The organism is Pseudomonas sp. P1_C12 (genome assembly GCF_056406435.1).
This window is the reverse complement of the sequence record NZ_JBFUAE010000002.1, coordinates 223,539-247,872: the sequence shown is the minus strand read 5'-3', so window position 1 is coordinate 247,872 and position 24,334 is coordinate 223,539. Positions and strand designations below refer to the sequence as shown.

Annotated in this window: 23 protein-coding genes and 1 riboswitch; of the genes, 17 read left to right on the top strand and 6 right to left on the bottom strand. The window is 61.5% G+C overall.

Translation table 11 applies throughout. From position 1 onward, the window contains the following. Nucleotides 1–68: 68 nt before the first annotated feature. Entirely contained in the window at nucleotides 69–605 is a 537-nt protein-coding gene (locus tag AC1D19_RS04095) for a C40 family peptidase (protein WP_477762469.1), read from the top strand. Between the two features lie 18 nt (nucleotides 606–623). After that, a complete protein-coding gene (locus tag AC1D19_RS04090) occupies nucleotides 624–1,286 on the top strand; it encodes a class I SAM-dependent methyltransferase (protein ID WP_477762468.1) in 663 nt (220 codons plus the stop codon). 124 nt (nucleotides 1,287–1,410) lie between these two features. Here AC1D19_RS04090 and AC1D19_RS04085 read toward each other — a convergent pair whose 3' ends face one another. Both AC1D19_RS04085 and AC1D19_RS04080 read right to left on the bottom strand, forming a co-directional pair. Next, entirely contained in the window at nucleotides 1,411–2,724 is a 1,314-nt protein-coding gene (locus tag AC1D19_RS04085) for a PQQ-dependent sugar dehydrogenase (protein WP_477762467.1), read from the bottom strand. Between the two features lie 66 nt (nucleotides 2,725–2,790). After that, nucleotides 2,791–3,375: a hypothetical protein gene (locus AC1D19_RS04080; protein ID WP_477762466.1), complete on the bottom strand. Its 585-nt coding sequence runs from the start codon at nucleotides 3,373–3,375 to the stop codon at nucleotides 2,791–2,793. A gap of 153 nt (nucleotides 3,376–3,528) precedes the next feature. After that, a riboswitch (cobalamin riboswitch) is annotated at nucleotides 3,529–3,761 on the top strand. Nucleotides 3,762–3,843: 82 nt separating this feature from the next. Here AC1D19_RS04080 and cobO point away from each other — a divergent pair. The 13 genes from cobO to AC1D19_RS04015 all read left to right on the top strand — a co-directional run bounded on the left by cobO (nucleotide 3,844) and on the right by AC1D19_RS04015 (nucleotide 15,342). After that, on the top strand, nucleotides 3,844–4,455 hold the full coding sequence (gene cobO / locus AC1D19_RS04075) for a cob(I)yrinic acid a,c-diamide adenosyltransferase (RefSeq protein WP_477762465.1): 612 nt from the start codon (nucleotides 3,844–3,846) through the stop codon (nucleotides 4,453–4,455). Then, nucleotides 4,452–5,849: a cobyrinate a,c-diamide synthase gene (locus AC1D19_RS04070; RefSeq protein ID WP_477762464.1), complete on the top strand. Its 1,398-nt coding sequence runs from the start codon at nucleotides 4,452–4,454 to the stop codon at nucleotides 5,847–5,849. The genes cobO and AC1D19_RS04070 overlap by 4 nt, the downstream gene beginning before the upstream one ends. Next, nucleotides 5,846–6,496 carry a 5,6-dimethylbenzimidazole synthase gene (gene bluB / locus AC1D19_RS04065; RefSeq protein ID WP_477762463.1) on the top strand — a complete coding sequence of 217 codons (651 nt, stop codon included), beginning with the start codon at nucleotides 5,846–5,848 and terminating at the stop codon, nucleotides 6,494–6,496. Before AC1D19_RS04070 ends, bluB begins: the two co-directional genes overlap by 4 nt. Continuing rightward, on the top strand, nucleotides 6,493–7,401 hold the full coding sequence (gene cbiB, locus AC1D19_RS04060) for an adenosylcobinamide-phosphate synthase CbiB (protein ID WP_414873660.1): 909 nt from the start codon (nucleotides 6,493–6,495) through the stop codon (nucleotides 7,399–7,401). The genes bluB and cbiB overlap by 4 nt, the downstream gene beginning before the upstream one ends. Further along, nucleotides 7,394–8,386, top strand: coding sequence for a threonine-phosphate decarboxylase CobD (gene cobD / locus AC1D19_RS04055; protein ID WP_477762462.1), 993 nt, complete (start codon nucleotides 7,394–7,396; stop codon nucleotides 8,384–8,386). The genes cbiB and cobD overlap by 8 nt, the downstream gene beginning before the upstream one ends. Beyond that, on the top strand, nucleotides 8,383–9,834 hold the full coding sequence (locus tag AC1D19_RS04050; RefSeq protein WP_477762461.1) for a cobyric acid synthase: 1,452 nt from the start codon (nucleotides 8,383–8,385) through the stop codon (nucleotides 9,832–9,834). The genes cobD and AC1D19_RS04050 overlap by 4 nt, the downstream gene beginning before the upstream one ends. A gap of 164 nt (nucleotides 9,835–9,998) precedes the next feature. Next, complete coding sequence (gene cobU / locus AC1D19_RS04045; protein WP_477762460.1) at nucleotides 9,999–10,520, top strand: bifunctional adenosylcobinamide kinase/adenosylcobinamide-phosphate guanylyltransferase; 522 nt, start codon at nucleotides 9,999–10,001, stop codon at nucleotides 10,518–10,520. Continuing rightward, the gene (gene cobT, locus AC1D19_RS04040) at nucleotides 10,517–11,572 is read left to right on the top strand and encodes a nicotinate-nucleotide--dimethylbenzimidazole phosphoribosyltransferase (protein ID WP_477762459.1); all 1,056 of its coding nucleotides are present in this window, start codon (nucleotides 10,517–10,519) and stop codon (nucleotides 11,570–11,572) included. The genes cobU and cobT overlap by 4 nt, the downstream gene beginning before the upstream one ends. After that, on the top strand, nucleotides 11,569–12,144 hold the full coding sequence (cobC, locus tag AC1D19_RS04035) for an alpha-ribazole phosphatase family protein (RefSeq protein ID WP_477762458.1): 576 nt from the start codon (nucleotides 11,569–11,571) through the stop codon (nucleotides 12,142–12,144). The genes cobT and cobC overlap by 4 nt, the downstream gene beginning before the upstream one ends. A gap of 2 nt (nucleotides 12,145–12,146) precedes the next feature. Continuing rightward, entirely contained in the window at nucleotides 12,147–12,878 is a 732-nt protein-coding gene (locus tag AC1D19_RS04030; RefSeq protein WP_477762457.1) for an adenosylcobinamide-GDP ribazoletransferase, read from the top strand. 56 nt (nucleotides 12,879–12,934) lie between these two features. Beyond that, nucleotides 12,935–13,339 (top strand): MarR family winged helix-turn-helix transcriptional regulator, encoded by a 405-nt coding sequence (locus AC1D19_RS04025; protein ID WP_477762456.1) that lies wholly within the window; start codon nucleotides 12,935–12,937, stop codon nucleotides 13,337–13,339. A 52-nt stretch (nucleotides 13,340–13,391) separates the two neighbouring features. Further along, nucleotides 13,392–14,600: an MFS transporter gene (locus AC1D19_RS04020; protein WP_477762455.1), complete on the top strand. Its 1,209-nt coding sequence runs from the start codon at nucleotides 13,392–13,394 to the stop codon at nucleotides 14,598–14,600. A 175-nt stretch (nucleotides 14,601–14,775) separates the two neighbouring features. Then, complete coding sequence (locus tag AC1D19_RS04015) at nucleotides 14,776–15,342, top strand: glutathione peroxidase (RefSeq protein ID WP_477762454.1); 567 nt, start codon at nucleotides 14,776–14,778, stop codon at nucleotides 15,340–15,342. Between the two features lie 193 nt (nucleotides 15,343–15,535). Here the strand turns inward: AC1D19_RS04015 and AC1D19_RS04010 are convergent, their stop codons facing one another. The 3 genes from AC1D19_RS04010 to AC1D19_RS04000 all read right to left on the bottom strand — a co-directional run bounded on the left by AC1D19_RS04010 (nucleotide 15,536) and on the right by AC1D19_RS04000 (nucleotide 17,938). Then, entirely contained in the window at nucleotides 15,536–16,807 is a 1,272-nt protein-coding gene (locus AC1D19_RS04010) for an OmpP1/FadL family transporter (RefSeq protein ID WP_477762453.1), read from the bottom strand. A 146-nt stretch (nucleotides 16,808–16,953) separates the two neighbouring features. Then, nucleotides 16,954–17,436 carry a hypothetical protein gene (locus AC1D19_RS04005; protein ID WP_007984504.1) on the bottom strand — a complete coding sequence of 161 codons (483 nt, stop codon included), beginning with the start codon at nucleotides 17,434–17,436 and terminating at the stop codon, nucleotides 16,954–16,956. Between the two features lie 277 nt (nucleotides 17,437–17,713). After that, nucleotides 17,714–17,938, bottom strand: coding sequence for a hypothetical protein (locus AC1D19_RS04000; protein ID WP_007898912.1), 225 nt, complete (start codon nucleotides 17,936–17,938; stop codon nucleotides 17,714–17,716). Nucleotides 17,939–18,944: 1,006 nt separating this feature from the next. On the opposite strand from AC1D19_RS04000, the gene AC1D19_RS03995 reads away from it, so the two are divergent. Together AC1D19_RS03995 and AC1D19_RS03990 are read left to right on the top strand one after the other, a co-directional pair. Continuing rightward, nucleotides 18,945–19,268 carry a sel1 repeat family protein gene (locus tag AC1D19_RS03995; RefSeq protein WP_477753327.1) on the top strand — a complete coding sequence of 108 codons (324 nt, stop codon included), beginning with the start codon at nucleotides 18,945–18,947 and terminating at the stop codon, nucleotides 19,266–19,268. A 175-nt stretch (nucleotides 19,269–19,443) separates the two neighbouring features. Continuing rightward, nucleotides 19,444–20,808, top strand: a complete 1,365-nt coding sequence (locus AC1D19_RS03990; RefSeq protein ID WP_162252406.1) for a DNA recombination protein RmuC — start codon at nucleotides 19,444–19,446, stop codon at nucleotides 20,806–20,808. A 39-nt stretch (nucleotides 20,809–20,847) separates the two neighbouring features. Here the strand turns inward: AC1D19_RS03990 and AC1D19_RS03985 are convergent, their stop codons facing one another. Beyond that, nucleotides 20,848–24,318 carry a hybrid sensor histidine kinase/response regulator gene (locus AC1D19_RS03985; protein ID WP_477762452.1) on the bottom strand — a complete coding sequence of 1,157 codons (3,471 nt, stop codon included), beginning with the start codon at nucleotides 24,316–24,318 and terminating at the stop codon, nucleotides 20,848–20,850. Between the last annotated feature and the right edge of the window lie 16 nt (nucleotides 24,319–24,334).

The window sequence follows — 24,334 nt, the reverse complement described above, 5'->3', positions numbered from 1 at the left end:
GCGCAGGCGGTTTTCTTTTCTGCATTCCCAGCAGAAAAAAGCCGCAGCCAGATCAGGATGCTCTGCTTATGACGACGTCGGCCCGCCTCGCAATCATGTTCTTCGCTGCGCTACTCAGCGCCTGCGCCAGTCGTACACCGCCACCTGCGCCGGTGGTTCGCGCTCCCATCGTATTTGGCTCCTCACAAGCTTTTTCGCCCGAAGCGGAAGACGTGCTGTTTCGCGCGCTCGGCCTTGTGGGCACGCCTTATCGCTGGGGTGGCAACACGCCGGATTCCGGATTTGATTGCAGCGGCCTGATCGGCTACGTGTATCGCGATGTCGCCGGTATTTCCTTGCCGCGCACCACTCGCGAGATGATCTCCATGCAAGCGGCGAATGTGGGCAAGGAAGGCCTGCAAACCGGTGACCTGATTTTCTTCGCCACCAATGGCGGTTCCCAGGTCAGTCATGCCGGCATCTACGTGGGAGAAGGGCGCTTCGTCCACGCACCAGCCACTGGCGGCACCGTGAAGCTCGACAGCTTGTCCAAGGCCTATTGGCAAAAAGCTTATCTGAGCGCCAAGCGTGTTCTGCAGCCTGAACACCTGGCGCGCAACCCGTAACGTCCGGAGCTGCCGGTCATGACTGCTCGCACGCTTAATCTCGACGACGCCCTGTACCAATACCTGCTCGATGTCTCCCTGCGCGAAACGCCACTGCTCAAGCGCTTGCGCGATGAGACCCAGGCGCTGCCGATGGCACGTTGGCAGGTGGCTCCGGAGCAGGGGCAGTTTCTCGCTTTGCTGGTGAAACTGACGGGGGCCGGGCGCTTGCTCGAAGTCGGCACCTTTACCGGTTACAGTGCCCTGTGCATGGCGGCGGCATTGCCGGCTGATGGCTCGCTGATTTGCTGTGATATCCCCGGCGACTACAACGCCATCGCACGGCGCTACTGGCAAGAGGCGGGGCTCGCCGGGCGGATTGACCTGCGACTGGCTCCGGCGCTGGAAACCCTCGCCGAGCTTGAGCGACAAGGGCAGGGCGGGCAGTACGACCTGGTGTTCATTGATGCCGACAAGGCCAACTACCCGGCTTATCTGGAACACGCCCTGGGATTGCTGCGGGTCGGTGGGTTGGCGGTGTTCGATAACACCCTGTGGAGCGGGCGTGTGCTCGAGGCCAGCCCCGAGAGCGCGGACACCCGGGCAATCCAGGCGCTCAACCGAGCGTTGAAAGACGATGTGCGGGTGGATCTGTCGTTGTTGCCGTTGGGTGATGGGCTAACACTCTGTCGCAAACGCTAAGCCTTTGTGGGAGCGAGCCTGCTCGCGAAAGCGGTGTATCAGTCACCAAATTTGTCGACTGACCGTGCGCATTCGCGAGCAGGTCGGATCGCCGCACCGTCGCTCCCACAGGTGATGTATCCCGTTACCTGGCAGCCGAAACCCGCCACACCTTGTTCCCCACGTCATCGGCCACCAGCAGATCGCCTTGCCGGTCGATCACCACGCCCACCGGGCGGCCCATGGCTTGTTCTTTGTCGTTGAGAAAACCGCTGAGCACTTCAATGGGCTTTCCGACAGGTTTGCCTGCGCTGAACGGCACGAAAATCACTTTGTAGCCACTGTGTGGCTTGCGGTTCCACGAGCCGTGCTGACCGATGAATGCCCCTTGGGTGAATGGCGCCGGCAGCTTGCTGTTTTCGGCGAAGGTCAGGCCCAGTGACGCCGTGTGCGGGCCGACGGCGTAGTCCGGGGCAATGGCCTTGGCCACCAGGTCCGGGTTCTGCGGCTCGACACGAACATCGACATGCTGGCCGTAGTAACTGAACGGCCAGCCATAGAACGCGCCGTCTTTCACCGAGGTGATGTAGTCCGGTACCAGATCACCGCCGATTTCATCCCGCTCGTTGACCGCGGTCCACAGTGCGCCACTGTGCGGTTCCCAGGCCATGCCGTTGGGGTTGCGCAGGCCGGAGGCGAAGATCCGGTGCCGGCCGGTGGCACGGTCCACTTCCCAGATCGCTGCGCGACCTTCTTCCTTGTCCATGCCGTTTTCGGCGACGTTGCTGTTGGAACCCACGCTGACGTAGAGCTTGCTGCCGTCCTTGCTGGCGATGACGTTTTTGGTCCAGTGGTGGTTCAGCGGGCCGCCCGGCAGGTCGATCACCTTGATGGCTGGTGACTTGATCTGCGTATCGCCGTTTTCATAATGGAATCGCAGCAGGCTGTCAGTGTCGGCCACGTACAGGTCGTTGCCGACCAGCGTCATGCCGAAAGGGGAATTGAGGTTTTGCAGAAACACCGTGCGGGTTTCCGCGATGCCATCGTGATCCTTGTCCCGCAGCAACGTGATGCGGTTCGGGCTGGGCACGGTAGAGCCGGCACGCCCCATGACTTTCTTCATGACCCAGCCGCGAATGCCATTGCCGTCTTCGGGTTTGGGTGGTGCGGCGGTTTCCGCCACCAGCACATCGCCATTGGGCAGCACATAAAGCCAGCGCGGGTGATCCAGGTCTTCGGCAAAAGCGGCCACTTGAGTGCCCGTGGCGGCGACGGGTTTTGCACCCGGCGGCCAACCGATGGCCGGGGCGATGTTCATGGTCGGGATCAGGGTTTTGTTCGGTTCCGGCAATTGTGGCGATGGACCGGTGCCGTCGGAGACTTGCAGGCGGGAGGTCTCGCCACAAGCGGCGAGCCCTCCGCAGAGTGCGATAACGAGAACGAGCGGGGGCTTGCGCATGCTGGTGTTCCCTATGAATGCCTTGTTCTAATCATAGAGATGCGTTGTCGTCCGATGGTTCAACCCTTAGCCACGTGCTTCCTTGAACAGCACCGCAATGCCGGGGTGATAGTTGCCGGCTTCGTTGCGCAACTTGCGATAGGCGTAAGGGAAGTACCAGGCAACGGCGCAGGTGTGTTCCTTTTGCAGGTCGTCGACCATGTCCTGGAGTTCTTCCGGCGTTGCGCCTTGCTGGGCTTTTTGCGGGGCAACGAACAGGCAGCCGACTTTCAGGTCGCTGGCGTGGCTCAGTCGCTTTGCATCGCTGGTGATGTCGAGCAGGGCCTGGGTCAGGTTGAGGCTGTTGACCCGTGGCCAGCGCTGGCTGGTCTGGATGTACGCGCGGGTTTCGGGCGAGGCGAGGAACAGGTCGGCACGGCTGTTGCGTTCGCCTTCTTCGGTCTGTTTGCGGGTGGGCGTCTGTTGCAGCGTGACCATCTCGGCCATCCAGGCGGCGGCGGACAGCAGCCCGAGGTTGGCCTTTTCGTCGTGCCAGTACGGTGTGTCGCCATCACCGCGGACGGCGTTATAGCGGTCGATGCATTCGAACCAGCGCTCGAGCACCGGGCGCAGGAATTCCAGCTTTGGATTGCTGATGATCATGCCTTGCATGGGTTCACCCTTGTTATTGTGTTGTGGGGTTGTGGCTCTTTGATATCACTGCTTTGGGCGTGGCACAAGATTGACGTCAGTTTATTGATTGATGGCAGATATTCGGTCGATCGCCTCCCGGCTTTAATTGACGCTCCACCCCCAACCCTCTAACCTTCGCGGCTTGTTTCAGGTGCTCTGTGGCTTGGGTCGACAGAGTGAAACAGGGAAGCCGGTGAGTGAGTCCTTCTGTTGGTCGAAGGCCCGCAATTCCGGCGCTGCCCCCGCAACGGTAAATGAGTGAAAACTGTGTGTGATGCCACTGTGTCGATTCGATGCGGGAAGGCGCACAGTCTGGCCTCGCGCCACTCATGAGCCCGGAGACCGGCCTGATTCATCCAGCGGCATCACGGTGGGCGATGCCAGGCTTTTTGCCTTCTATTCTTGTGCCTGCCCGCCGTTATTCCTGCCTCAACGGAGAGCTCCCCCATGACTGATACCCCCGATCGTGACGAACGCCACCTGGCGCGCATGCAGCGCAAAAAAGCCGTGATCGACGAGCGCATCGCCAATTCCCCGAACGAATGCGGCCTGCTGCTGGTGTTGACCGGCAACGGCAAGGGCAAGAGCAGTTCGGCCTTCGGCATGCTTGCCCGCGCCATGGGGCACGGCATGCAGTGCGGCGTGGTGCAGTTCATCAAGGGCCGCAACAGCACCGGCGAAGAGCTGTTCTTCCGGCGCTTTCCCGAGCAGGTGCGCTTTCATGTGATGGGCGAAGGCTTTACCTGGGAAACCCAGGATCGTCAGCGCGACATCGCCGCCGCCGAAGCCGCCTGGGCGGTGTCGCAGCAACTGCTGCGCAATCCGTCCATCGGTCTGGTGGTGCTGGATGAGCTGAACATTGCCCTCAAGCACGGCTACCTCGATCTCGATCAGGTGCTCAGCGACTTGCAGGCCCGACCACCGATGCAACACGTGGTAGTCACCGGGCGTGCCGCCAAGCCGGAAATGATCGAGATGGCCGACACCGTCACCGAAATGGGCATGATCAAGCACGCCTTCCAGGCCGGGATCAAAGCGCAGAAAGGCGTCGAATTGTGAGTCAGCCTCGACTCTGTCCGGCGGTACTGATTGCCGCGCCGGCTTCCGGCCAGGGCAAGACCACCGTCACCGCGGCGCTGGCCCGATTGCATCGCAATCAGGGGCGCAAGGTCCGCGTGTTCAAGTGCGGCCCCGACTTTCTCGATCCGATGATCCTCGAGCGCGCCAGCGGTGCGCCGGTGTATCAGCTGGACATGTGGATGGTTGGTGAGCAAGAAAGTCGCCGGCTGCTGTGGGAAGCCGCTGCTGAAGCCGACCTGATCCTGATCGAAGGCGTCATGGGGCTGTTCGACGGTACGCCGTCGAGCGCCGATCTGGCGCGGCATTTCGGTGTGCCGGTGCTGGGTGTGATCGATGGCACGGCCATGGCCCAGACCTTTGGCGCCCTGGCCCTGGGGCTGGCGCGTTATCAGCCGGACTTGCCGTTCGCCGGGGTGCTGGCCAATCGTGTCGGTACGCTGCGCCACGCGCAACTGCTCGAAGGCAGCCTGACTGAAGGTTTGCGCTGGTACGGCGCGCTGTCCCGGGAAACCGGGATCGAATTGCCGAGCCGGCACCTGGGGCTGGTGCAGGCCAGTGAGCTGAACGATCTCGACCTGCGCCTCGATGCGGCCGCCGATGCACTGGCCAGTAGTTGCGAGGTTGCGCTGCCGCCGGCGGTCGAGTTCGCCGCCCCTGATGTCATTGCAGCCGAACCGCTGCTGGCCGGTGTACGCATTGCCGTCGCCCGCGATGAAGCCTTTGCGTTCACCTACGGCGCGAGCCTGGATCTGCTGCGGGCGATGGGCGCCGAGTTGTCGTTCTTCTCGCCGATCCGCGACCGTGCGTTGCCGGAGTCGGACAGCCTGTATCTGCCCGGTGGTTACCCGGAACTGCACCATGTTGGGTTGGCGCAAAACACCGCGATGCTCGACGCGATCCGTGCCCACCACCGGGCAGGCAAACCGTTGCTCGCCGAGTGTGGCGGCATGCTGTATCTGCTCGATTCCCTGACCGATGTCGAGGGCACTCGCGCCGAACTGGTTGGCTTGCTGGCCGGTGATGCGGTCATGCAAAAGCGTCTGGCCGCGCTGGCGTTGCAAGCGGTGGAACTGCCGGAAGGTTCGCTGCGCGGGCACACCTATCACCATTCGCTGACCACCACTGAACTGGCGCCGATTGCCCGTGGCTTGAGCCCTAACGGCGGACGCGGAGCGGAGGCGGTCTACCGTGAAGGGCGGATGACCGCCTCTTATGTGCACTTTTATTTTCCGTCGAACCCCTCGGCGATTGCCGCATTGTTTGCGCCTGACCTTGAAGCCGCTTTCGCTGCGATGCGGCGATCCGACAAGCCAGCTCCTACAATGGATCAGCTAGCCCCTGTAGGAGCTGCCTTGCCAGCGAAACGGCCATGACGGACGACGCATTTTCCGAAGCCGAACGCGCAGCGGTCTATCGCGCCATCGCCGAACGGCGCGACATGCGCCACTTCAGCGGCGGCACCGTCGAGCCCGAATTGCTGCTGCGCCTGCTCGAGGCCGCACATCAGGCACCGAGTGTCGGCCTGATGCAGCCCTGGCGCTTCATCCGCATCAGCGATCGTGCCTTGCGCGGACAAATCCAGGCCTTGGTGGAAGAAGAACGCGTCCGCACCGCCGAAGCCCTCGGCGAGCGCAGCGACGAGTTCATGAAGCTCAAGGTGGAAGGCATCAACGATTGCGCCGAGGTACTGGTCGCCGCACTGATGGACGACCGCGAGCAGCATATCTTCGGCCGCCGCACCTTGCCGGAAATGGACATGGCCTCGCTGTCCTGTGCGATCCAGAACCTGTGGCTGGCATCCCGCGCCGAAGGGCTGGGCATGGGCTGGGTGTCGCTGTTCGAACCACAGGCACTGGCGGACCTGTTGAGGCTGCCACCGGGAGCCAAACCGCTGGCGGTGCTGTGCCTTGGGCCGGTGAAGGAGTTCTATCCGGCACCGATGCTGGTGCTAGAAGGCTGGGCGCAGGCGCGTCCGCTACATGAATTGCTGTATGAAAACTATTGGGGAGTGAGTCAATGAGTGTGGCGTTGTTGAGTGTCGCTGCGGTTGCGCTGGATGCGCTGCTGGGCGAACCCAAACGCTGGCATCCGCTGGTGGCGTTCGGCCGTTTTGCCGACCGCATCGAGCAACGCTTCAATGGCGGCGGTCGCGGCTGGCGCAGTCATGGCGTCACCGCGTGGGTGATCGCCGTGTTGCCGCTGACGCTGTTGGTCACGGCATTGTCCTGGGCGCCTTATGTCGGCTGGATCATCGAGATTCTCGCGCTCTATTGCGCCCTCGGCATGCGCAGCCTCGGTGAGCACGTCACGCCTGTGGCCAAGGCATTGCGCGGCGATGATCTTGATGAAGCGCGCAAACGTGTGAGTTATCTGGTCAGCCGTAAAACCAGTGATCTGGATAAAACCGAAGTCGCCCGTGCCGCTACCGAGTCGGTACTGGAAAACGGCAGCGACGCAGTGTTCGCGGCGTTGTTCTGGTTTGCCGTGGCGGGTGCGCCGGGCGTGGTGCTCTATCGCCTGAGCAATACGCTGGATGCGATGTGGGGTTATCGCAATGAGCGCTTCGAACGGTTCGGCTGGGCGGCGGCGAAGGTCGACGACGTGCTCAATTACATTCCTGCGCGCCTGGTGGCACTGACTTACGCGCTGCTGGGCAAAACCCGGCTGGCGTTGAAATGCTGGCGCACCCAGGGCCCGACCTGGGACAGCCCGAACGCCGGCCCGGTGATGGCGGCAGGGGCGGGCGCCCTTGGCGTCGAGTTGGGCGGGGCGGCGATTTATCATGGCGAACTGCATCAGCGTCCGCAGTTGGGCGAAGGCGTGCCGGCGGATGCCGACTCCATTGACCGGGGCTGGCAATTGGTCCAGCGCGGGGTATGGTTATGGCTGCTGATTCTCTGCCTGGGGGCCGAATTTTATGCTTGAACACGGGGGGCGATTGCGCAAGGCGGCGCTCGAATACGGCATAGATGAAGCCGACTGGCTGGATCTGTCCACGGGCCTTGCGCCCTGGCCGTTTCCTGTGCCGGATATTCCGCTGCGGGCCTGGGCCCGTTTGCCGGAAGCGGACGATGGTCTGGAGCAAGCCGCCTGTGATTACTACGGCACCTTGCAGGCTTTGCCGGTGGCCGGCTCGCAAATGGCAATCCAGCTGCTGCCGCGATTGCGTCGGGCGGGCAAGGTCGGCGTGCTGTCGCCGTGTTATGCCGAGCACGCTGAAGCGTGGCGTCGTAACGGCTACATCGTGCGTGAAGTGCTGGTGCACGAAGTCGACTTCTTTATCGACAGTTTCGATGTGCTGGTGGTGGTCAATCCGAATAACCCCACAGGCTTGAGCCTGACGCCCAGTCGCCTCCTCGACTGGCACGCGCGGCTGGCCCAGCGCGGTGGCTGGCTGGTGGTGGACGAAGCGTTCATGGATAACACGCCGCATCTGAGCCTGGCTCCGTATGCCCATCAAGTCGGGTTGATCGTCCTGCGCTCCTTCGGGAAGTTTTTCGGCCTGGCCGGAGTGCGCCTGGGGTTTGTGCTGGCCGAGCGCAAGTTGCTCAAGTTGCTGGCTGAACAAGTGGGGCCGTGGGCCGTGAGCGGGGCAACCCGGGTAGTGGGTCAGGCCTGCCTGCGCGATACCGAAGGGCAGACGCGGCAACGGGTGCGCGCGGATGAGGCCAGCGAGCGCCTTGCGTCGTTGCTGGAACAACAGGGGTTCCAGCCTCAGGGCGGTTGTGCGCTGTTCCAGTGGCTGATCACCGAGCGCGCCGAAGAGCTGCATGAGTTCATGGCCCGGCGCGGCATTCTCCTGCGATTGTTCACGCACAACAGCAGCCTGCGATTCGGCTTGCCCGGTGACGAAATCGCCTGGGTACGACTGGCGCGGGCGTTCGACGATTTCGCCAAGGAAAACCAATGACCACGCTGATGGTGCAGGGCACTACATCGGACGCCGGTAAAAGCACGCTGGTAACCGCGCTGTGCCGTTGGGTCACACGTCAGGGCATAAGGGTGGTGCCGTTCAAGCCGCAGAACATGGCACTCAACAGTGCGGTGACCGCCGACGGTGGCGAGATCGGCCGCGCCCAGGCGGTACAGGCCCAGGCCGCGCACCTTGAACCGCACACCGACATGAACCCGGTGTTGCTCAAGCCCAACAGTGACACCGGTGCCCAGGTGATTATCCATGGCCGCGCTGTCACGACCATGAATGCCGTCGCCTATCACGACTACAAAACCATCGCCATGCAAGCGGTGCTGGCCTCCCACGAGCGCTTGAGCGCGGCGTATCCGCTGGTGATGGTCGAGGGCGCGGGCTCGCCGGCGGAAATCAATCTGCGGGCCGGCGACATCGCCAACATGGGTTTCGCCGAAGCGGTGGATTGCCCGGTGCTGCTGATCGCCGATATCAATCGCGGCGGGGTTTTCGCCCACCTGGTAGGCACCCTCGAACTGCTGTCGCCGAGCGAACAGGCGCGGGTCAAAGGCTTCGTGATCAATCGTTTTCGTGGCGACATCGCGTTGCTGCAACCCGGTCTCGACTGGCTCGAAGAGCGCACCGGCAAACCGGTGATCGGCGTGCTGCCGTACGTGATGGACCTGCACCTGGAGGCCGAGGACGGCATCGATCAACGCCAGACCGACAAAGCCGAGCAGGTGCTGAAGGTGGTGGTGCCGGTGCTGCCGCGCATCAGCAATCACACCGATTTCGATCCGCTGCGCCTGCATCCGCAAGTGGACCTGCAATTCATTGGCCCCGGCCAGGCGATTCCGCCTGCCGACCTGATCATTCTTCCTGGCTCGAAAAGTGTGCGCAGCGACCTCGCGTACCTGCGGGCCAACGGCTGGGACACCGCCATCGCCCGGCATCTGCGTTACGGCGGGAAACTGCTGGGAATTTGTGGCGGCCTGCAAATGCTCGGTGAGCAAGTGCATGACCCGCTGGGTCTCGAAGGTGCGCCGGGTTCCAGTGCCGGTTTGGGGCTGCTGGCGTTCCAGACTCTGCTCGAACAAGAGAAGCAGTTGCGCAATGTGCGTGGTCGCCTGGCGCTGGAAGATGCGCCCGTTGCGGGTTATGAAATTCATGCTGGCGTGACCACCGGACCGGCCCTGGAACATGCCGCCGTGCATCTGGATGACGGCCGCTGTGATGGTGCGCAAAGTGCTGACGGGCAGATTTTCGGCACCTACCTGCACGGGCTGTTCGAATCGCCGGCGGCGTGCAGTGCGCTGCTGCGCTGGGCGGGTTTGCAGGAGGTGCAGGACGTGGATTACCACGGCTTGCGCGAACGTGATATCGAGCGGCTGGCGGATCTGGTGGAGAAGCATTTGGATACCGGGCTGTTGCGGAAACTCTGTGGGGTATGAGGTGACTGTCATGGCCCCTTCGCGGGCAAGTCGGACCGCCGCATCGCCGCTCCTACAGGGTTATGAGGTGTACCCAATATTTATGATCGACGCAGGTCAACTGTAGGAGCGGGCTTGCCCGCGAAGGGGCCAGTCGCCTCACCGAAGATTTCAAGGAAACAACCATGCTCCAACTGATCCTCGGCGGTGCCCGCTCCGGCAAGAGTCGTCTGGCTGAAAAACTCGCCATCGACAGCGCTCTGGCCGTCACATACATCGCCACCAGCCAGCCACTCGATGGAGAAATGAGCGAGCGGGTGGCCCATCATCGCGCCCGTCGTCCTGCCGAATGGGCATTGATCGAAGAGCCGGTGGAGCTGGCCCGGGTGCTGCGCGAATCCGCCCGCGCCGACCGCTGCCTGCTGGTGGATTGCCTGACCCTGTGGCTGACCAACCTGCTGATGCTCGACGATGCCGAGCGCTTGCAAGCCGAGCGTGATGCCTTGCTGGACTGCCTGGCGTTGTTGCCGGGTGAAATCATTTTTGTCAGCAACGAGACCGGAATGGGTGTCGTGCCGCTGGGCGAATTGACTCGCCGCTATGTCGATGCAGCCGGTTGGCTGCATCAAGCTCTGGCTGAGCGTTGTCAGCGTGTCGTCCTGACCGTCGCCGGCCTGCCTCTGACTCTGAAAGGAACTGCGTTATGACTCAATCCTGGTGGCTGAACCCGTGCAAGCCGGTCGATACCCAAGCGGTCGAACAGGCCCAGGCGCGGCAACAGCAACTGACCAAACCGGCCGGCTCCCTCGGCCAGCTGGAAGCGGTGGCGGTGCAACTGGCGGGATTGCAGGGGCGGGTCAAGCCGAGTCTGGAGCAGGTGTGGATTGCGATTTTTGCCGGCGACCATGGTGTGGTCGCTGAGGGGGTGTCGGCGTTTCCCCAGGAAGTGACCGGGCAGATGCTGCTCAACTTCGTCAGCGGTGGTGCGGCGATCAGTGTACTGGCGCGGCAGTTGGGCGCTTCCCTTGAGGTGGTGGACCTCGGCACGGTGACGCCGTCGCTGAACCTGCCGGGCGTGCGGCACCTGAATGTCGGCCCAGGCACGGCGAATTTTGTCCAGGGGCCGGCCATGACCCAGGCCCAGGGGAAACTCGCCTTGCAGGCCGGTCGTGACAGCGTGCAGCGGGCAATGTCCACCGGTGCGCAGTTGTTTATCGGTGGCGAAATGGGCATCGGCAACACCACCGCCGCCAGCGCCCTGGCGTGTGCGCTGCTCGATTGCCCGGTGGGCCATTTGACCGGGCCAGGCACCGGGCTCAACGCAGAAGGTGTCAGCCACAAAGCCCAAGTGATCGAACGCGCCTTGGCATTGCATGGTGCGCAGCGTGGCGATGCCTTGCAGACCCTGTTCAACCTCGGCGGTTTTGAGATCGCCGCGCTGGTCGGTGCCTATCTCGCCTGTGCCCAGGAGGGTGTCGCGGTGCTGGTGGACGGCTTTATTTGCAGTGTCGCGGCGCTGGTTGCGGTGCGCTTGAATCCTGATTGCCGTCAGTGGCTGTTGTTCGGTCATCGCGGCGCCGAGCCGGGGCATCGTCATGTGCTGGAAGCCCTGAAGGCGCAACCCTTGCTCGATCTCGGCCTGCGTCTGGGTGAAGGCAGTGGCGCGGCATTGGCTGTGCCGCTGCTGCGCCTGGCGTGCGACCTGCACGGGCAGATGGCGACCTTCGCCGAAGCCGCCGTGGCAGATCGTCCGGCATGACCTTGCGCGTGGATCTGTTGCGGCACGGTGAAACCGAACTCGGCGGCGGCCTGCGCGGCAGTATCGATGATGCATTGACCGATACGGGCTGGGCGCAGATGCGCGCCGCGGTGGTCGGGCAAGGGCCATGGGATCGGCTGGTCAGTTCACCCTTGCAACGTTGTGCGCGGTTTGCCGAGGAACTCGGTGCGCAATCGGGTGTGCCGGTGCACCTGGATAAAGACCTGCAAGAGTTGCATTTCGGCGCCTGGGAAGGGCAGAGCGCGGCGGCGTTGATGGAAACCGACGCGCAGGCGCTGGGTTTGTTCTGGGCCGATCCATATTCGTTCACGCCGCCTCAGGGTGAACCGGTAGCAGATTTTTCGGCGCGGGTGCTGGCAGCGCTGGAGCGTTTGCACGCGACCTGTGCCGGTGAGCGCATTTTACTGATCAGCCACGGTGGAGTGATGCGCCTGTTGCTGGCAAAAGCCCGGGGGCTGCCGCGAGAGCAACTGCTCAACGTTGAGGTCGGGCATGGCGCACTGTTTTCGCTGACGCTGGAGTCCGTCGGCGTGTTGAAGGAAGTGCTCTGACCATGCTGCCATTCTGGATAGCCCTGCAATTTCTCAGCAGCCTGCCGATTCGCCTGCCCGGCATGCCTGAGCCCCGGGATCTGGGGCGGTCGCTGCTGTTTTATCCGCTGGTGGGATTACTGTTTGGCGCGATTTTGTGGGTATTCAACTGGCTGCTGCTGGGCACGCCGACGTTGCTGCACGCGGCGCTGTTGCTGAGCGTTTGGGTGCTGCTCAGTGGAGGGTTGCATCTGGATGGCCTGGCGGACAGCGCCGATGCCTGGCTCGGCGGTTTTGGCGACCGTGAGCGTACGCTGACCATCATGAAAGACCCGCGCAGCGGGCCGATCGCGGTGGTGACGTTGGTGCTGGTGTTGTTGCTCAAGTTCACCGCGCTGCTGGCGTTGATCGAGCAATCGCATTCGCTGGCATTGATCATCGTGCCGTTGATAGGGCGCAGCGCCTTGCTCGGCCTGTTCCTGACCACACCGTATGTGCGCGCCGGTGGCTTGGGTCAGGCGCTGGCCGATCATCTACCGCGTTCGACGGGCAAGCAGGTATTGGCGGTCAGCGCACTGGCTTGTGTGCTGATTGCCGGCGTCAGTGGTGTGCTGGCGCTGGTGCTGGCAGCGCTGGGGTTTGTCTGGTTGCGCCAGGTGATGCTGCGGCGCCTGGGCGGCACGACGGGTGACACGGCGGGTGCGATGCTGGAGTTGCTGGAAGTTGCAGTGCTGGTAGGCTTGGCGCTGTTCTGACTGTTACTCCGGTTCTGTAACTTGATTTAACCGACTCGCGGGTATATACACGCACCATGCTCGATTCCCAATGTTTATGCATCAACCTGCGTCGCGCCGCCCGTGGCGTCAGCAGGCATTATGACGGCGCTCTCGACGGCTTCGGGATCAACGTTGCGCAGTATTCTTTGCTGTGCAACCTGCAACGCCTGGATCAGCCGAGCATCTCAACCCTGGCCGAGGCCATGGGGCTGGATCGCAGCACCTTGGGGCGCAACTTGCGGGTGCTGGAGGGTGATGGCCTGGTGACGCTGGTCGAGGGCGAGGACATGCGCAACCGCATCGTCCTGCTGACCGAGGCCGGGGCAGAGCGCCTCAAGGCCGCCTTGCCGGCCTGGGAGGGCGCGCAGCAGCGTTTGATCGATCGCCTGGGGGCCGAGAAGCGCGAAATCTTACTGAAGCTGCTGGATGAACTGGCATGATGCCGGTTTTTTCGATTATAAGCGGGTATATACCCGCTACCGGAGAACAACAATGACATCGATGTGGCGTACATGCGGCTGGGTTCTGTTGGGGAGTGCGCTGATCCTTGCGTTGTCTCTGGGCGTTCGACATGGCTTTGGGCTGTTTCTGGCTCCGATGAGCGCCGAGTTCGGCTGGGGTCGGGAAGTCTTTGCCTTCGCCATCGCCCTGCAGAACCTGATCTGGGGCCTTGCCCAGCCATTCACCGGCGCGCTGGCCGACCGCTTCGGCGCAGCGAAAGTGGTGCTGATCGGTGGCGTCCTGTACGCAGCGGGTCTGATGTGCATGGGGCTCTCCGACTCGGCGGTGACCCTGTCGCTGAGTGCCGGCCTGCTGATCGGCATCGGACTGTCCGGTACGTCGTTCTCGGTGATTCTGGGTGTAGTCGGCCGCGCGGTGCCACCGGAAAAACGCAGCATGGGCATGGGGATCGCCAGTGCTGCCGGTTCGTTCGGCCAGTTCGCGATGTTGCCCGGCACCCTCGGTTTGATCGGATGGCTTGGCTGGTCCGCGGCGCTGCTGGTGCTGGGCTTGCTGGTGGCGCTGATCGTGCCGCTGGTGAGCATGCTCAAGGACAAGCCGCTGCCTGTCCTGGGGCACGAACAAACCCTTGGCGAAGCGCTGCGCGAAGCCTGCTCCCACTCCGGATTCTGGCTGCTGGCGTTCGGCTTTTTTGTGTGCGGATTCCAGGTGGTGTTCATCGGTGTGCACTTGCCGGCCTATCTGGTGGATCAACATCTTCCGGCGACGGTCGGCACCACGGTGCTGGCGCTGATCGGCCTGTTCAACATATTCGGCACCTATACCGCTGGATGGCTCGGCGGGCGCATGTCCAAGCCGCGGTTGCTCACCGGTTTGTACTTGCTGCGGGCGGTGGTCATTGCGTTGTTCCTGTGGGTGCCGGTGACAACCACCACGGCCTACCTATTCGGCATGGCCATGGGCTTTTTGTGGCTGTCGACGGTGCCGTTGACCAACGGCACGGTGGCGACCTTGTTTGGTGTGCGAAACCTGTCCATGCTCGGCGGGATTGTTTTCCTGTTTCACCAGCTCGGTTCGTTCCTGGGCGGCTGGTTGGGTGGCGTGGTGTACGACCGTACCGGCAGCTATGACTTGATCTGGCAGGTCGCGATTCTCTTGAGCCTGTTGGCCGCCGCCCTGAACTGGCCGGTGCGTGAACGGCCGGTGGCGCGCCTGCAAACACAAATGAGTGCGATATGAACAGTCTCTGGCCTCGTATCACGATTTGCGCTGTCTGCGCCTTGCTGCTTGCCCTGACATGGTGGGGCTGGCATCAGGGCGGGCTGGCGCTTTTGCAGTTGGGCATGGGGACTTGCTAGCGGGATGGCGGGGCGAGTAACGTCGAATCCTGACGAATTCTCAAGGGTGTCCCGACATGCTGATGCGCTGCCTGGCAGTTCCCGCGTTACTGGTCGCGTTTACCGGGTTGGCTCACGCGGCAGGTTGCCCGGATCTTTTGCAAGGCTCGTTGCCCAAGTTGCGTGCCAAGGAATCCATCGATTTGTGCCAGCGCTTCGCCGGTAAACCGTTGGTGGTGGTCAATACCGCAAGCTTCTGTGGCTTTGCTCCGCAGTTCAAAGGCCTTGAGGCGCTGAACCAGCGCTTCAAGGGGCAAGGGCTGGAGGTGATTGGCGTTCCGTCCAATGACTTCAAACAGGAGTCCAGGGACGGTGCCGAAACCGCCAAGGTCTGCTACGTCAACTATGGCGTGACCTTCACCATGACCGAACCGCAAAAGGTTCGTGGCGACGATGCGACGCACTTGTTCCAAGTCCTCGCCCGTCAAACCAGCGCGCCGAAGTGGAATTTCTACAAGTATGTGGTGGATCGCCAGGGCAAGGTGATCGCCAGTTTCTCCAGCCTGACCAGGCCGGATGATCCCGAGTTCATCGCCGCGGTGGAAAAAGCCCTGGCTTCACCGCCGCTCGTTTCGACCCCCTGACCTGCAGGAGCGAGCTTGCTCGCGAAAACCTCAAGGCGTCTCGTACATCCTGAAAGCACGCGTCATCGTTCGCGTCCATCGCGAGCATTCGAGCGTCGACCGGCTGCTCCTGCAAATGAAAAGCCCCGCCTCCGTGAGGAGAGCGGGGCTTTTTTGATTCCGATGGCGAGCGGTTCAGGCTCGCCGGGAATCATCAGAAGCGGTAGGTCGCACCGACACCGAAACCGTTGGCGCTGTTTTCGTACTTGGCGCTGTAACTGTCTACCAGGTTGGAGCGATCCATCTTGACAGCTTCTTCCTTCAGGTAGGAGTAGGCGACGTCGATGGTCAGATCATCGGTGACGTTGTAGCCGGCGCCAAGGCTGAAGATTGTGCGGTCACCTGTAGGAATACGTGGGGATCGGTCGGTATTGTTGGTAGGCGACTGGTCAAAGCTCAGGCCGGTGCGCAATACCCACTGCTTATTCAGCTGGTAGGAGGTACCGATGGCGTAGGCCCAGGTATCGTGCCAGTTCTGCTCTTCCGTAATGGTGCCGAACAGGGCCGGGGACAATGCACCGCCTTGTGCCGCGGTTACGCCGTCGTTGTTGACGGTGATGTCTTTCAAACGGCTCCAGCGAGTCCAGGTGGAACCTGCATAAAGGGTCCACGCATCCGTCAGCTGTTGTGTCACGGAGAAGTCGACAGATTCAGGTGTTTCGATTTTCAGCGAAGCATCGTATCGATTGCTTTTCAGGAGGGCGGAAGGTGAATTTGCGCCTGCGCTGATATCGGTATGACCTTCAATCTTGTATTTCACTTTCGAGTGATAGGTCAGGCCGACACGAGTGGTGTCAGTTGCTTGTACCAGGACCCCGAAGTTGTAGCCAAGAGCGACATCATCCCCTTTGATTTTGACGTGGGTATCGCCAAAAAGAGGTACATCCGACTCCAGAGTGCCGCCAATGCGGTTGATGGTCGGGCCGAAACCAATCGATACTTTGTCGTTAAAGGCGTAGCTGACGGTAGGCTGGAAGGTGACAACCTTGACTTCGCTCTTGCTGCCGAAACCGGCACCCTGGAAGCCATTTTCATAGTCGGTAATCAGACCAAAAGGTGCGTAGACACCGAGGCCGAATGCCCAGTGATCATCAATCGGCTTGACGTAATAGCCCATCGGAACGGCTGTGAATGGCACCATGTCGCCTTTGTTGGTACCCGGGTGGGCGCCTTGGGCGTCTTTGATATCAGACGAGGCATCGATAGCTGCGATCCCGCCAGTGACTTCCTGGCGCTTGATTCGCGACATGCCGGCAGGGTTGCCAAAAACAGTGCTTGCATCATCGGCAGATGAAGATCGTCCCGCAAAACCAGTCCCCATTCCACTGATGCTCTGTTCGTTGAGGGCAAAGCCACTCGCGAAGATCTGGGTGGATGCCAAGGCAACGGCGAGGCTAAGGGTGGTTTTGAGCATTACTTTTTTCATTATTAGAACTCCTGGTGATCACCGGGGCGAAAATTACCAATATTTTCGTCCCGGCGCCATAGGCTGTATCGCTTGATTTAGAGCGGTTTTGTAGGACAATCCGACCAGAATCGCGGCGTGTTGCGCGATCTTTGGATTCAGACGTGTCAGCAGGCGACCTGATTCAGGGGTGAAACACAGGTTTGCCAGGCGCAGGTGAAATCACGCAGACGCCCCTGGGGCTGAAAGGTCTGGCGCCAGATTCTGGCCATACCCAACAAATCATCCGGGGCGGGGAGGGGGGTATTCTGTTCTTCCACCAGCAGCCAGGCGATGGCTGTGGCGTAACGCAGGTTGACGGTCAATTCGAGGTGCGGGCCACTCAGAAACGCATGCTGGCTGGCCAGGCCACGGACCAGGCTTGCACGCTCCGGATCAAGGGCCAGGTAATGGTCCCAAAGGGCCTGGTGGCGGGGCTCGGCGATGCGGTACAGGCCGTGCCCACGGCGGTCATGCAGGGCGGAACCAAGGGCGGACTGGCTGGCGGCAATGCCCAGCAGCAGGGATTCGGCAGTAGCGCTATGGCGTCCGAGGTAGATCAATGTCGGACGAATCACATAACGGCACAGTTCGCTGGCAGCGATACCCATAAAACCCTCGAAACCTGAGTTGGACGGCGATACCTGAAGGGGGGGCTTGGCAGCAGTGAATCGAATCAGGCTCGCCGCAAGCGGGTCAAGCCGCTTGAGTTGAAGTGTAGTGTCATATTTGCGTTGTAAAGGCCTGTTTTTAAAATATTTCCAGCGACCAGTTATAACCGTTATATCGGATCGTGCTTAGTCGTGATTCGAGGAAAGGGAAATATCGAGCAATAAAAAGCCCTGCTTTTCGGGGCAGGGCTTTCGGTTTTTCAGCCTTTCTGGTGTTTCAGGCAACCAGTGCCTGACGGGTACGCTCGATCACGGCCTGCAGCGGCTCGGCGCTGGAGTATTGATCGGGGTACAGGCGTTCGCTGTGACGGGCGATGCCATGTTCATTGACCAGAGTGAAGCTGAAGCAGCCTTTGCGAGCGGCCATGATCAGGCAGTTCATTGGAGCAAAAGCGTTGGTTAGGGTGCGAATGGCATCCTGAGTGTGGATTTGAGTGGACATAATTGGTGTTCCTACAAGCGACACGGATAAGAACCGTGCAAAGTTAAAACGTTCCAGTGACGACGACCACCATTGGTCGAACGAAGAACCCGACTGGAACAAAGCAGCCAGTTTGAAGCGCTGACAAGTTGGCGCGCTTGGGCTGGCAGGTAGGTACTTAGGAGGGCAGGCAACACATCGAGGGCAAAGGTTCTGGGCCCGGGGTGAAGATCCTGATCAATTTGCAGGTTGGTTCGAGCAGAGTAAGCAGGCGGAGCAACACCCTTTGCTTTCGATTCAAAGGTTGTGTTGGCGCAAGATTTACCTGGAAACCATCGAGGTGGTCGATCCCGCTAGTTCGGTGGAGGCTTCCGTTGGGAAGGCTGACCGGGGGGATTTGTTCGACCAGAATTGACTTTCAGCTTGGTACTAACGCCGCGGATACTAACGGATTGAACCGGCCAAGGGAAGTGTGTTAGCGAAAAGAATTTCCCGGCAGGTGCTCAAGCGGGCTGTTTTGTCTTGTAGCCAAGCGTATGAAGTTGCTGTACCTGCGATTGCTACGCCCTGTAGCAGAACAAAATCCGACCATCGGTCATCGACCTTGGTAGCAACGCAGCCGTCTAAACACCGGGTTTGCCAAGGCTTATCCCCAGGCATGACCAAAAAGCGCGCCGAAAAAGTGCATCGATATAACCGTCGCGAAGGCACTTGTGCACATTAGTTGCGCACTCTGTCACCCCGCTGTCATCTCACGTTCAAGCGTAGTGGCTGCCTGTATCCAAAATTTAAGTCAATGAAAAACATCGCTTTTTTTTACTGGTGAAAAAATCGTCAGTTTGACTGCGAGCCCCATTCCACAGGGCTTTGAGCGGGTTCAGGAGCGGTTGTCCACTGAGTTATCCACAGCTTCTGTGGATTGTCCCGAGCGCTTGCTCTAGGACGGGCGTGCCGGGATATTTTCAGCTTTACCTGTAAGAAAAAGAGAGTAAAGTTGCGCGCCTTCCGATCTGCCCCACAGTGCTTTATGAAGTTTCGCTCAGCCTCCGTTTCCTCTTCCTCTACACCACCCTCTGCTGCCCCTACCAAGCGCTTTTCCATGCGCGTGGCAGAGTGGCTGTTGGACAGTCCGCATCTGGGCGAAAACCGTAACGTCAAACACATTGCCGGACGTCTGCTCAAGCAACCGGCCCGTGAAGGCGTGGTGGCTGCGCAAAGTCGCCTTGGCCAATTGATGTGCCGGGAATGCGGGAATGCCCGGGACCGCCGGATCGGCCAGGACCTGCTGCGTCAGGCCGCTCGGGCAGGCGATCGCCGCGCTCAACAGGAACTGGGGCTGATCGAAGACTGAGCTGTCCAAGATCTGGCGCCTTGGTTAACCTTCAGGCTTTATTCGAATGGCAGGAGTGGCTATGGCAATGGACTTGACCAGCGTATTGCTGGGTCTGGCAGCGGCTGCGTTGCCGTTGCTGGTATTGGCCTGGCAACTTCAGCGTCGGGCCAGCACCACGCAAGCCGATGTCGCGCTGCTGCAAGAACGCCTGGCCATGGCGCAACTGGCGCAGGACGGATTGAATGCTCAGCTCGAGTCCAGTCGCGATGAAGCGGCTGATCTGACCCAGGCCAACGCCGCCAAACAGGCGGATCTGGCGGCGCTTCGTCGTGAAGTCGAACTGCTGCAGATCGAGCGCGACGACGCCCGGGACGCCGCCCATGCGTGGAATATCGAACGCGCCGGCAAGGAAGCCGAATTGCGCCGTCTGGATGCCCAGGCCGCGTCGCTCAACGCCGAATTGCGCGAGCAACAGGACAGTCATCAGCAACGCCTCAACGACCTGCAAGGTTCGCGGGACGAGTTGCGCGCGCAGTTCGCCGAGCTGGCGGGGAAAATTTTCGATGAGCGCGAGCAGCGTTTTGCCGAAACCAGCCAGCAGCGCCTGGGGCAGTTGCTCGATCCACTCAAGGAACGCATCCAGTCCTTCGAAAAACGTGTCGAGGAAAGCTATCAGAACGAGGCGCGTGAGCGTTTCTCCCTGGCCAAGGAGCTGGAACGACTGCAACAGCTGAACTTGCGCTTGAGCGATGAAGCCACCAACCTGACCCGCGCCTTGAAAGGGCAGAAGACCCAGGGCAATTGGGGTGAACTGATTCTGGAGCGCGTGCTCGAGCATGCGGGACTGGAGAAGGGCCGCGAGTACCAGACGCAGGTCAATCTCAAGGGACCGGACGGCGAGCGTTTTCAGCCGGACGTGATCATTTATCTGCCGGGCGACAAGCAGGTCGTGGTCGACTCCAAGGTCAGCCTGACGGCCTATCAGCAATACGTGGCGGCTGAGGACGAGGCCATCGGCCAGATCGCCATCAAGCAGCACGTGCTGTCATTGCGTAATCACGTCAAAGGCCTGGCCGGCAAGGATTACAAGCGTCTCGATGGCTTGCACAGCCTGGATTTCGTGTTGCTCTTCGTACCGATCGAGGCGGCGTTTTCTGCCGCGTTGCAGGCTGAGCCGACGCTGTTTCAGGAGGCATTCGACCGTAACATCGTGATCGTCAGCCCCACCACTTTGCTGGCGACCCTGCGTGTCATCGACAGCCTGTGGAAACAGGAGCGCCAGAGCCAGAATGCCCGGGAGATCGCCGAGCGGGCCGGGTGGCTGTACGACAAGTTCGTACTGTTCATTCAGGATCTGGACGAAGTTGGCAATCGCCTGCAGCAACTGGACAAGGCCTACAGTTCGGCACGCAACAAGCTGACAGAGGGGCGTGGCAACCTGGTCAGTCGCAGTGAACAGCTCAAGCTGCTGGGCGCACGGGCGAGCAAGAGCCTGCCGGCGGACTTGCTGGAGCGGGCGATGACGGATGTCGATGGGTTGGTCGAGTTGCCGGAATAAGCCCCCTCGCCACAGTGGGTAAAGTGTTAGCTTGCCGCGCTACAACGGCAAATACCGACTCAACAACGCCCGCAACGCCGCCGGTTTCACCGGTTTTGCCAGATAGTCCAGTCCCGCGGCATGCACCAGGTCGACCGTCTCCGGCCGGCCATCGGCGCTGATCACCACCCCGGGAACCGGCTCGCCCATTTGCGTGCGCAACCAGGCCATCAAATCGGTGCCGGTCTCGCCATGATCGAGGTGGTAATCCACCAGCGCCAATTGCGGGCGCACGCCTTCGCCCAGCAACGCTGCGCATTCTTCGCGATTGCGCGCGGTCCAGACCTGGCAACCCCAGCGGCTGAGCAGGCTGTTCATGCCGATCAGGATGCTGTCCTCGTTGTCGATGCACAGCACCTGCGCCCCATTGAGCAATTTGCCATTGAGCTCGGCGACTTTGACCGGCGCTGCGGTTTGCGCCCGGGCCAGGGGCACGCTGACGCTGAACACGCTACCGCGTCCCGGCCAGGAGCGTACGCGCAAGGTATGACCGAGCACGCGACATAGCCCGTCGGCAATCGCCAGCCCCAGGCCGAGGCCTTTTTCGGCCCGTGTCTGGTGGCTGTCGAGGCGCTTGAACTCTTCGAAAATCACCTGCTGCTTGTCTTCCGGAATACCTGGCCCACGGTCCCAGACTTCCAGGCTCAATGCTTCCCTGTGCCGGCGAACCCCCAGCAGCACCGGCCCTTTGCCGTAGCGGAAAGCGTTGGTCAGGAAGTTTTGCAAAATCCGCCGCAGCAGTTTGATGTCGCTGTCGACCCGTAGCGCGCTGCCGCGAACGCGGAACTCCAGTTTTTGTTCTCGCGCCATCACCTTGAACTCGGTACCAAGGGTGTCGAACAGTTCGTTGAGAGCGAATGGCTGGCGATTCGGGTTGATCTTGCCGTTCTCCAGGCGGGAAATGTCCAGCAGGTCGCTGATCAAGTCCTCGGCCGAGCGCAGTGAGCTGTCCAGGTGCTCGACCAGTTTCTGCGCTTCGCCGGACAAACCATCGTTCTGGTGGGAGAGGGCGGCGGAGAACAGCCGCGCCGCATTCAGCGGCTGCATCAGGTCATGGCTGACAGCCGCGAGGAAACGGGTCTTGGACTGGTTGGCCGCCTCGGCGGTGCCCTTGGCTTCGGTCAGGGCGACGTTGAGCTGTGACAATTCGTGGGTGCGTTCGGTGACCCGTTGCTCCAGGCCTTCGTTGGCTTCGGTCAGCGCCTGCTCGGCTTCGCGGAACGCGGTGATGTCGGTGAAACTCATGACGAAGCCACCGCCTGGCATCGGATTGCCGATCAGCTCGATTACCCGACCGTTGGGGAACAAGCGCTCGGAGGTGTGCGCGCGGCCCTGGCGCATCCAGTGTAGGCGGCGCGCGACGTGAACTTCGGCCTCGCCGGGGCCGCACAGTCCACGCTCGGCATTGTGACGGATGATGTCGGCAATCGGCCGGCCGACTCTGATCAGGCCATCCGGGTAGTTGAACAAATCCAGATAGCGACGGTTCCAGGCCACCAGTTTCAGCGACTGGTCGACCACGCTGATGCCCTGGGTGATGTTCTCGATGGCGCCTTGCAGCAACGCACGGTTGAATTGCAGCACCTCCGAGGCTTCGTCGGCGATGCGCACGACGTCTTCCAATTGCATCTCCCGGCCTTCAATGGCGGCTTTTACCACCGCGCGGGTCGAAGAGGCGCCGAGCACACCGGCCAGCAAGCGTTCGGTATGGGCGATCCATTCACTGTCGGCGTTCTGGTTCGGGTTGAAGCCTTTGCCCTGGCGATAGGCAAAGCGGATGAAGCTTTGACGGGCACGTTCTTCGCCGACGAAGCGCGCCGCCAGTTGCAGCAGGTCGTCGATCTGCACTGAAAGCATCGAGCGTGAGCTGGGGCGGGCACTGATTTCCTGGCCGATGAAGCGGCCCGCCTGCCAGTGCTCGGAAACCCGGGTGCGGGACAGCACCGAGACCCAGGCGAACAGCGTGAAGTTGCCTGCCAGTGACAGCACCACGCCCTGGGTCAGCGGGGTGATCGGCAGATTCAGTGGATTGCTGTGCAGCCAGGCCAGGCCCGGGAACGTGCTCAGGGACAGACCGAGGCTATTAGCGGCAATCGGCAGGATCAGGGTGTAGAACCACAGGAACGTGCCCGCCGCGAGGCCAGCGAAAACGCCGCGGCGGTTGGCCTGTTTCCAGTACAGCGCACCGAGCATGGCGGGGGCCAGCTGGGTCACGGCAGCGAAGGCGATCTGGCCGATTGTCGCCAGACTGGCGGTCGAGCCCAGCAGGCGGTAACTGACGTAGGCCAGCAGCAGAATGACCACGATGCTGACGCGGCGCACCGACAACATCCACTGGCGGAACACTTCGAACGGGCGCTCGGCGTTGTTGCGCCGCAGCAGCCACGGCAACAGCATGTCGTTGGACACCATGGTCGACAGCGCCACGCTGGCCACGATCACCATGCCGGTGGCCGCCGATGCGCCACCGATAAATGCCAACAGGGCCAGCGCCGGGTGCGCCTGGGCCAGGGGCAGGCTGATGACGAACGAGTCTGGCAACACCGAGCTGGGCAGCATCATCTGCCCGGCCAGTGCGATCGGCACGACAAACAATGCCGCGAGGGCGAGGTAGGCCGGGAATACCCACTTGGCCAGGCGCAGATCCTGAGGGTCGATGTTCTCGACAACGGTCACGTGGAACTGCCGCGGCAAGCAAATGATCGCCATCATCGCCACGCCGGTCTGCACCACCATCGACGGCCAGTTGATGGTTTCCTTCCAGTACTGTTCGAGTCGCGGCGCCAACATGGCCTGGTCGAACAGGTCGTCGAAACCGTCGTACAGGCCGTAGGTCACGAAGGCGCCGACGGCGAGAAACGCGAACAGCTTCACCAATGATTCGAAGGCGATGGCCATCACCATGCCGCGGTGGTGCTCCGTGGCGTCGAGGTTGCGGGTACCGAAGACGATGGTGAACAGCGCCAGCACTAGCGATACGATCAGCGCAGTGTCCTGGGCGCGGGTGCCCATGGCATCGGCACCGGCGCCGATCAGCAGGTTCACGCCGAGCACAATGCCTTTGAGTTGCAGCGCGATGTAGGGCAACACGCCGACCATGCAAATCAACGCCACCACCACCGCCAATGACTGGGATTTGCCATAGCGTGCGGCGATGAAGTCGGCGATGGAGGTGATGTTCTCCTGTTTGCTGATCATCACCATTTTTTGCAGGACCCAGGGCGCGCCGAGCAGCAACAGGATCGGCCCGAGGTAGATCGGCAGGAACGACCAGAGCTGTTCGGCGGCCTGGCCCACGGCGCCGAAGAAAGTCCAACTGGTGCAATAGACCGCCAGCGACAGGCTGTACACCCAGGCACGCACACGCGGCGGCAAGGGCGCGCTGCGACGATCGCCATAGAAGGCGATGGCGAACATGATGGCCATATAGGCCAGGGCGACGACGGCAATCAGCCCGGTGGACAGCGACATGGGGACTCCAGACAAA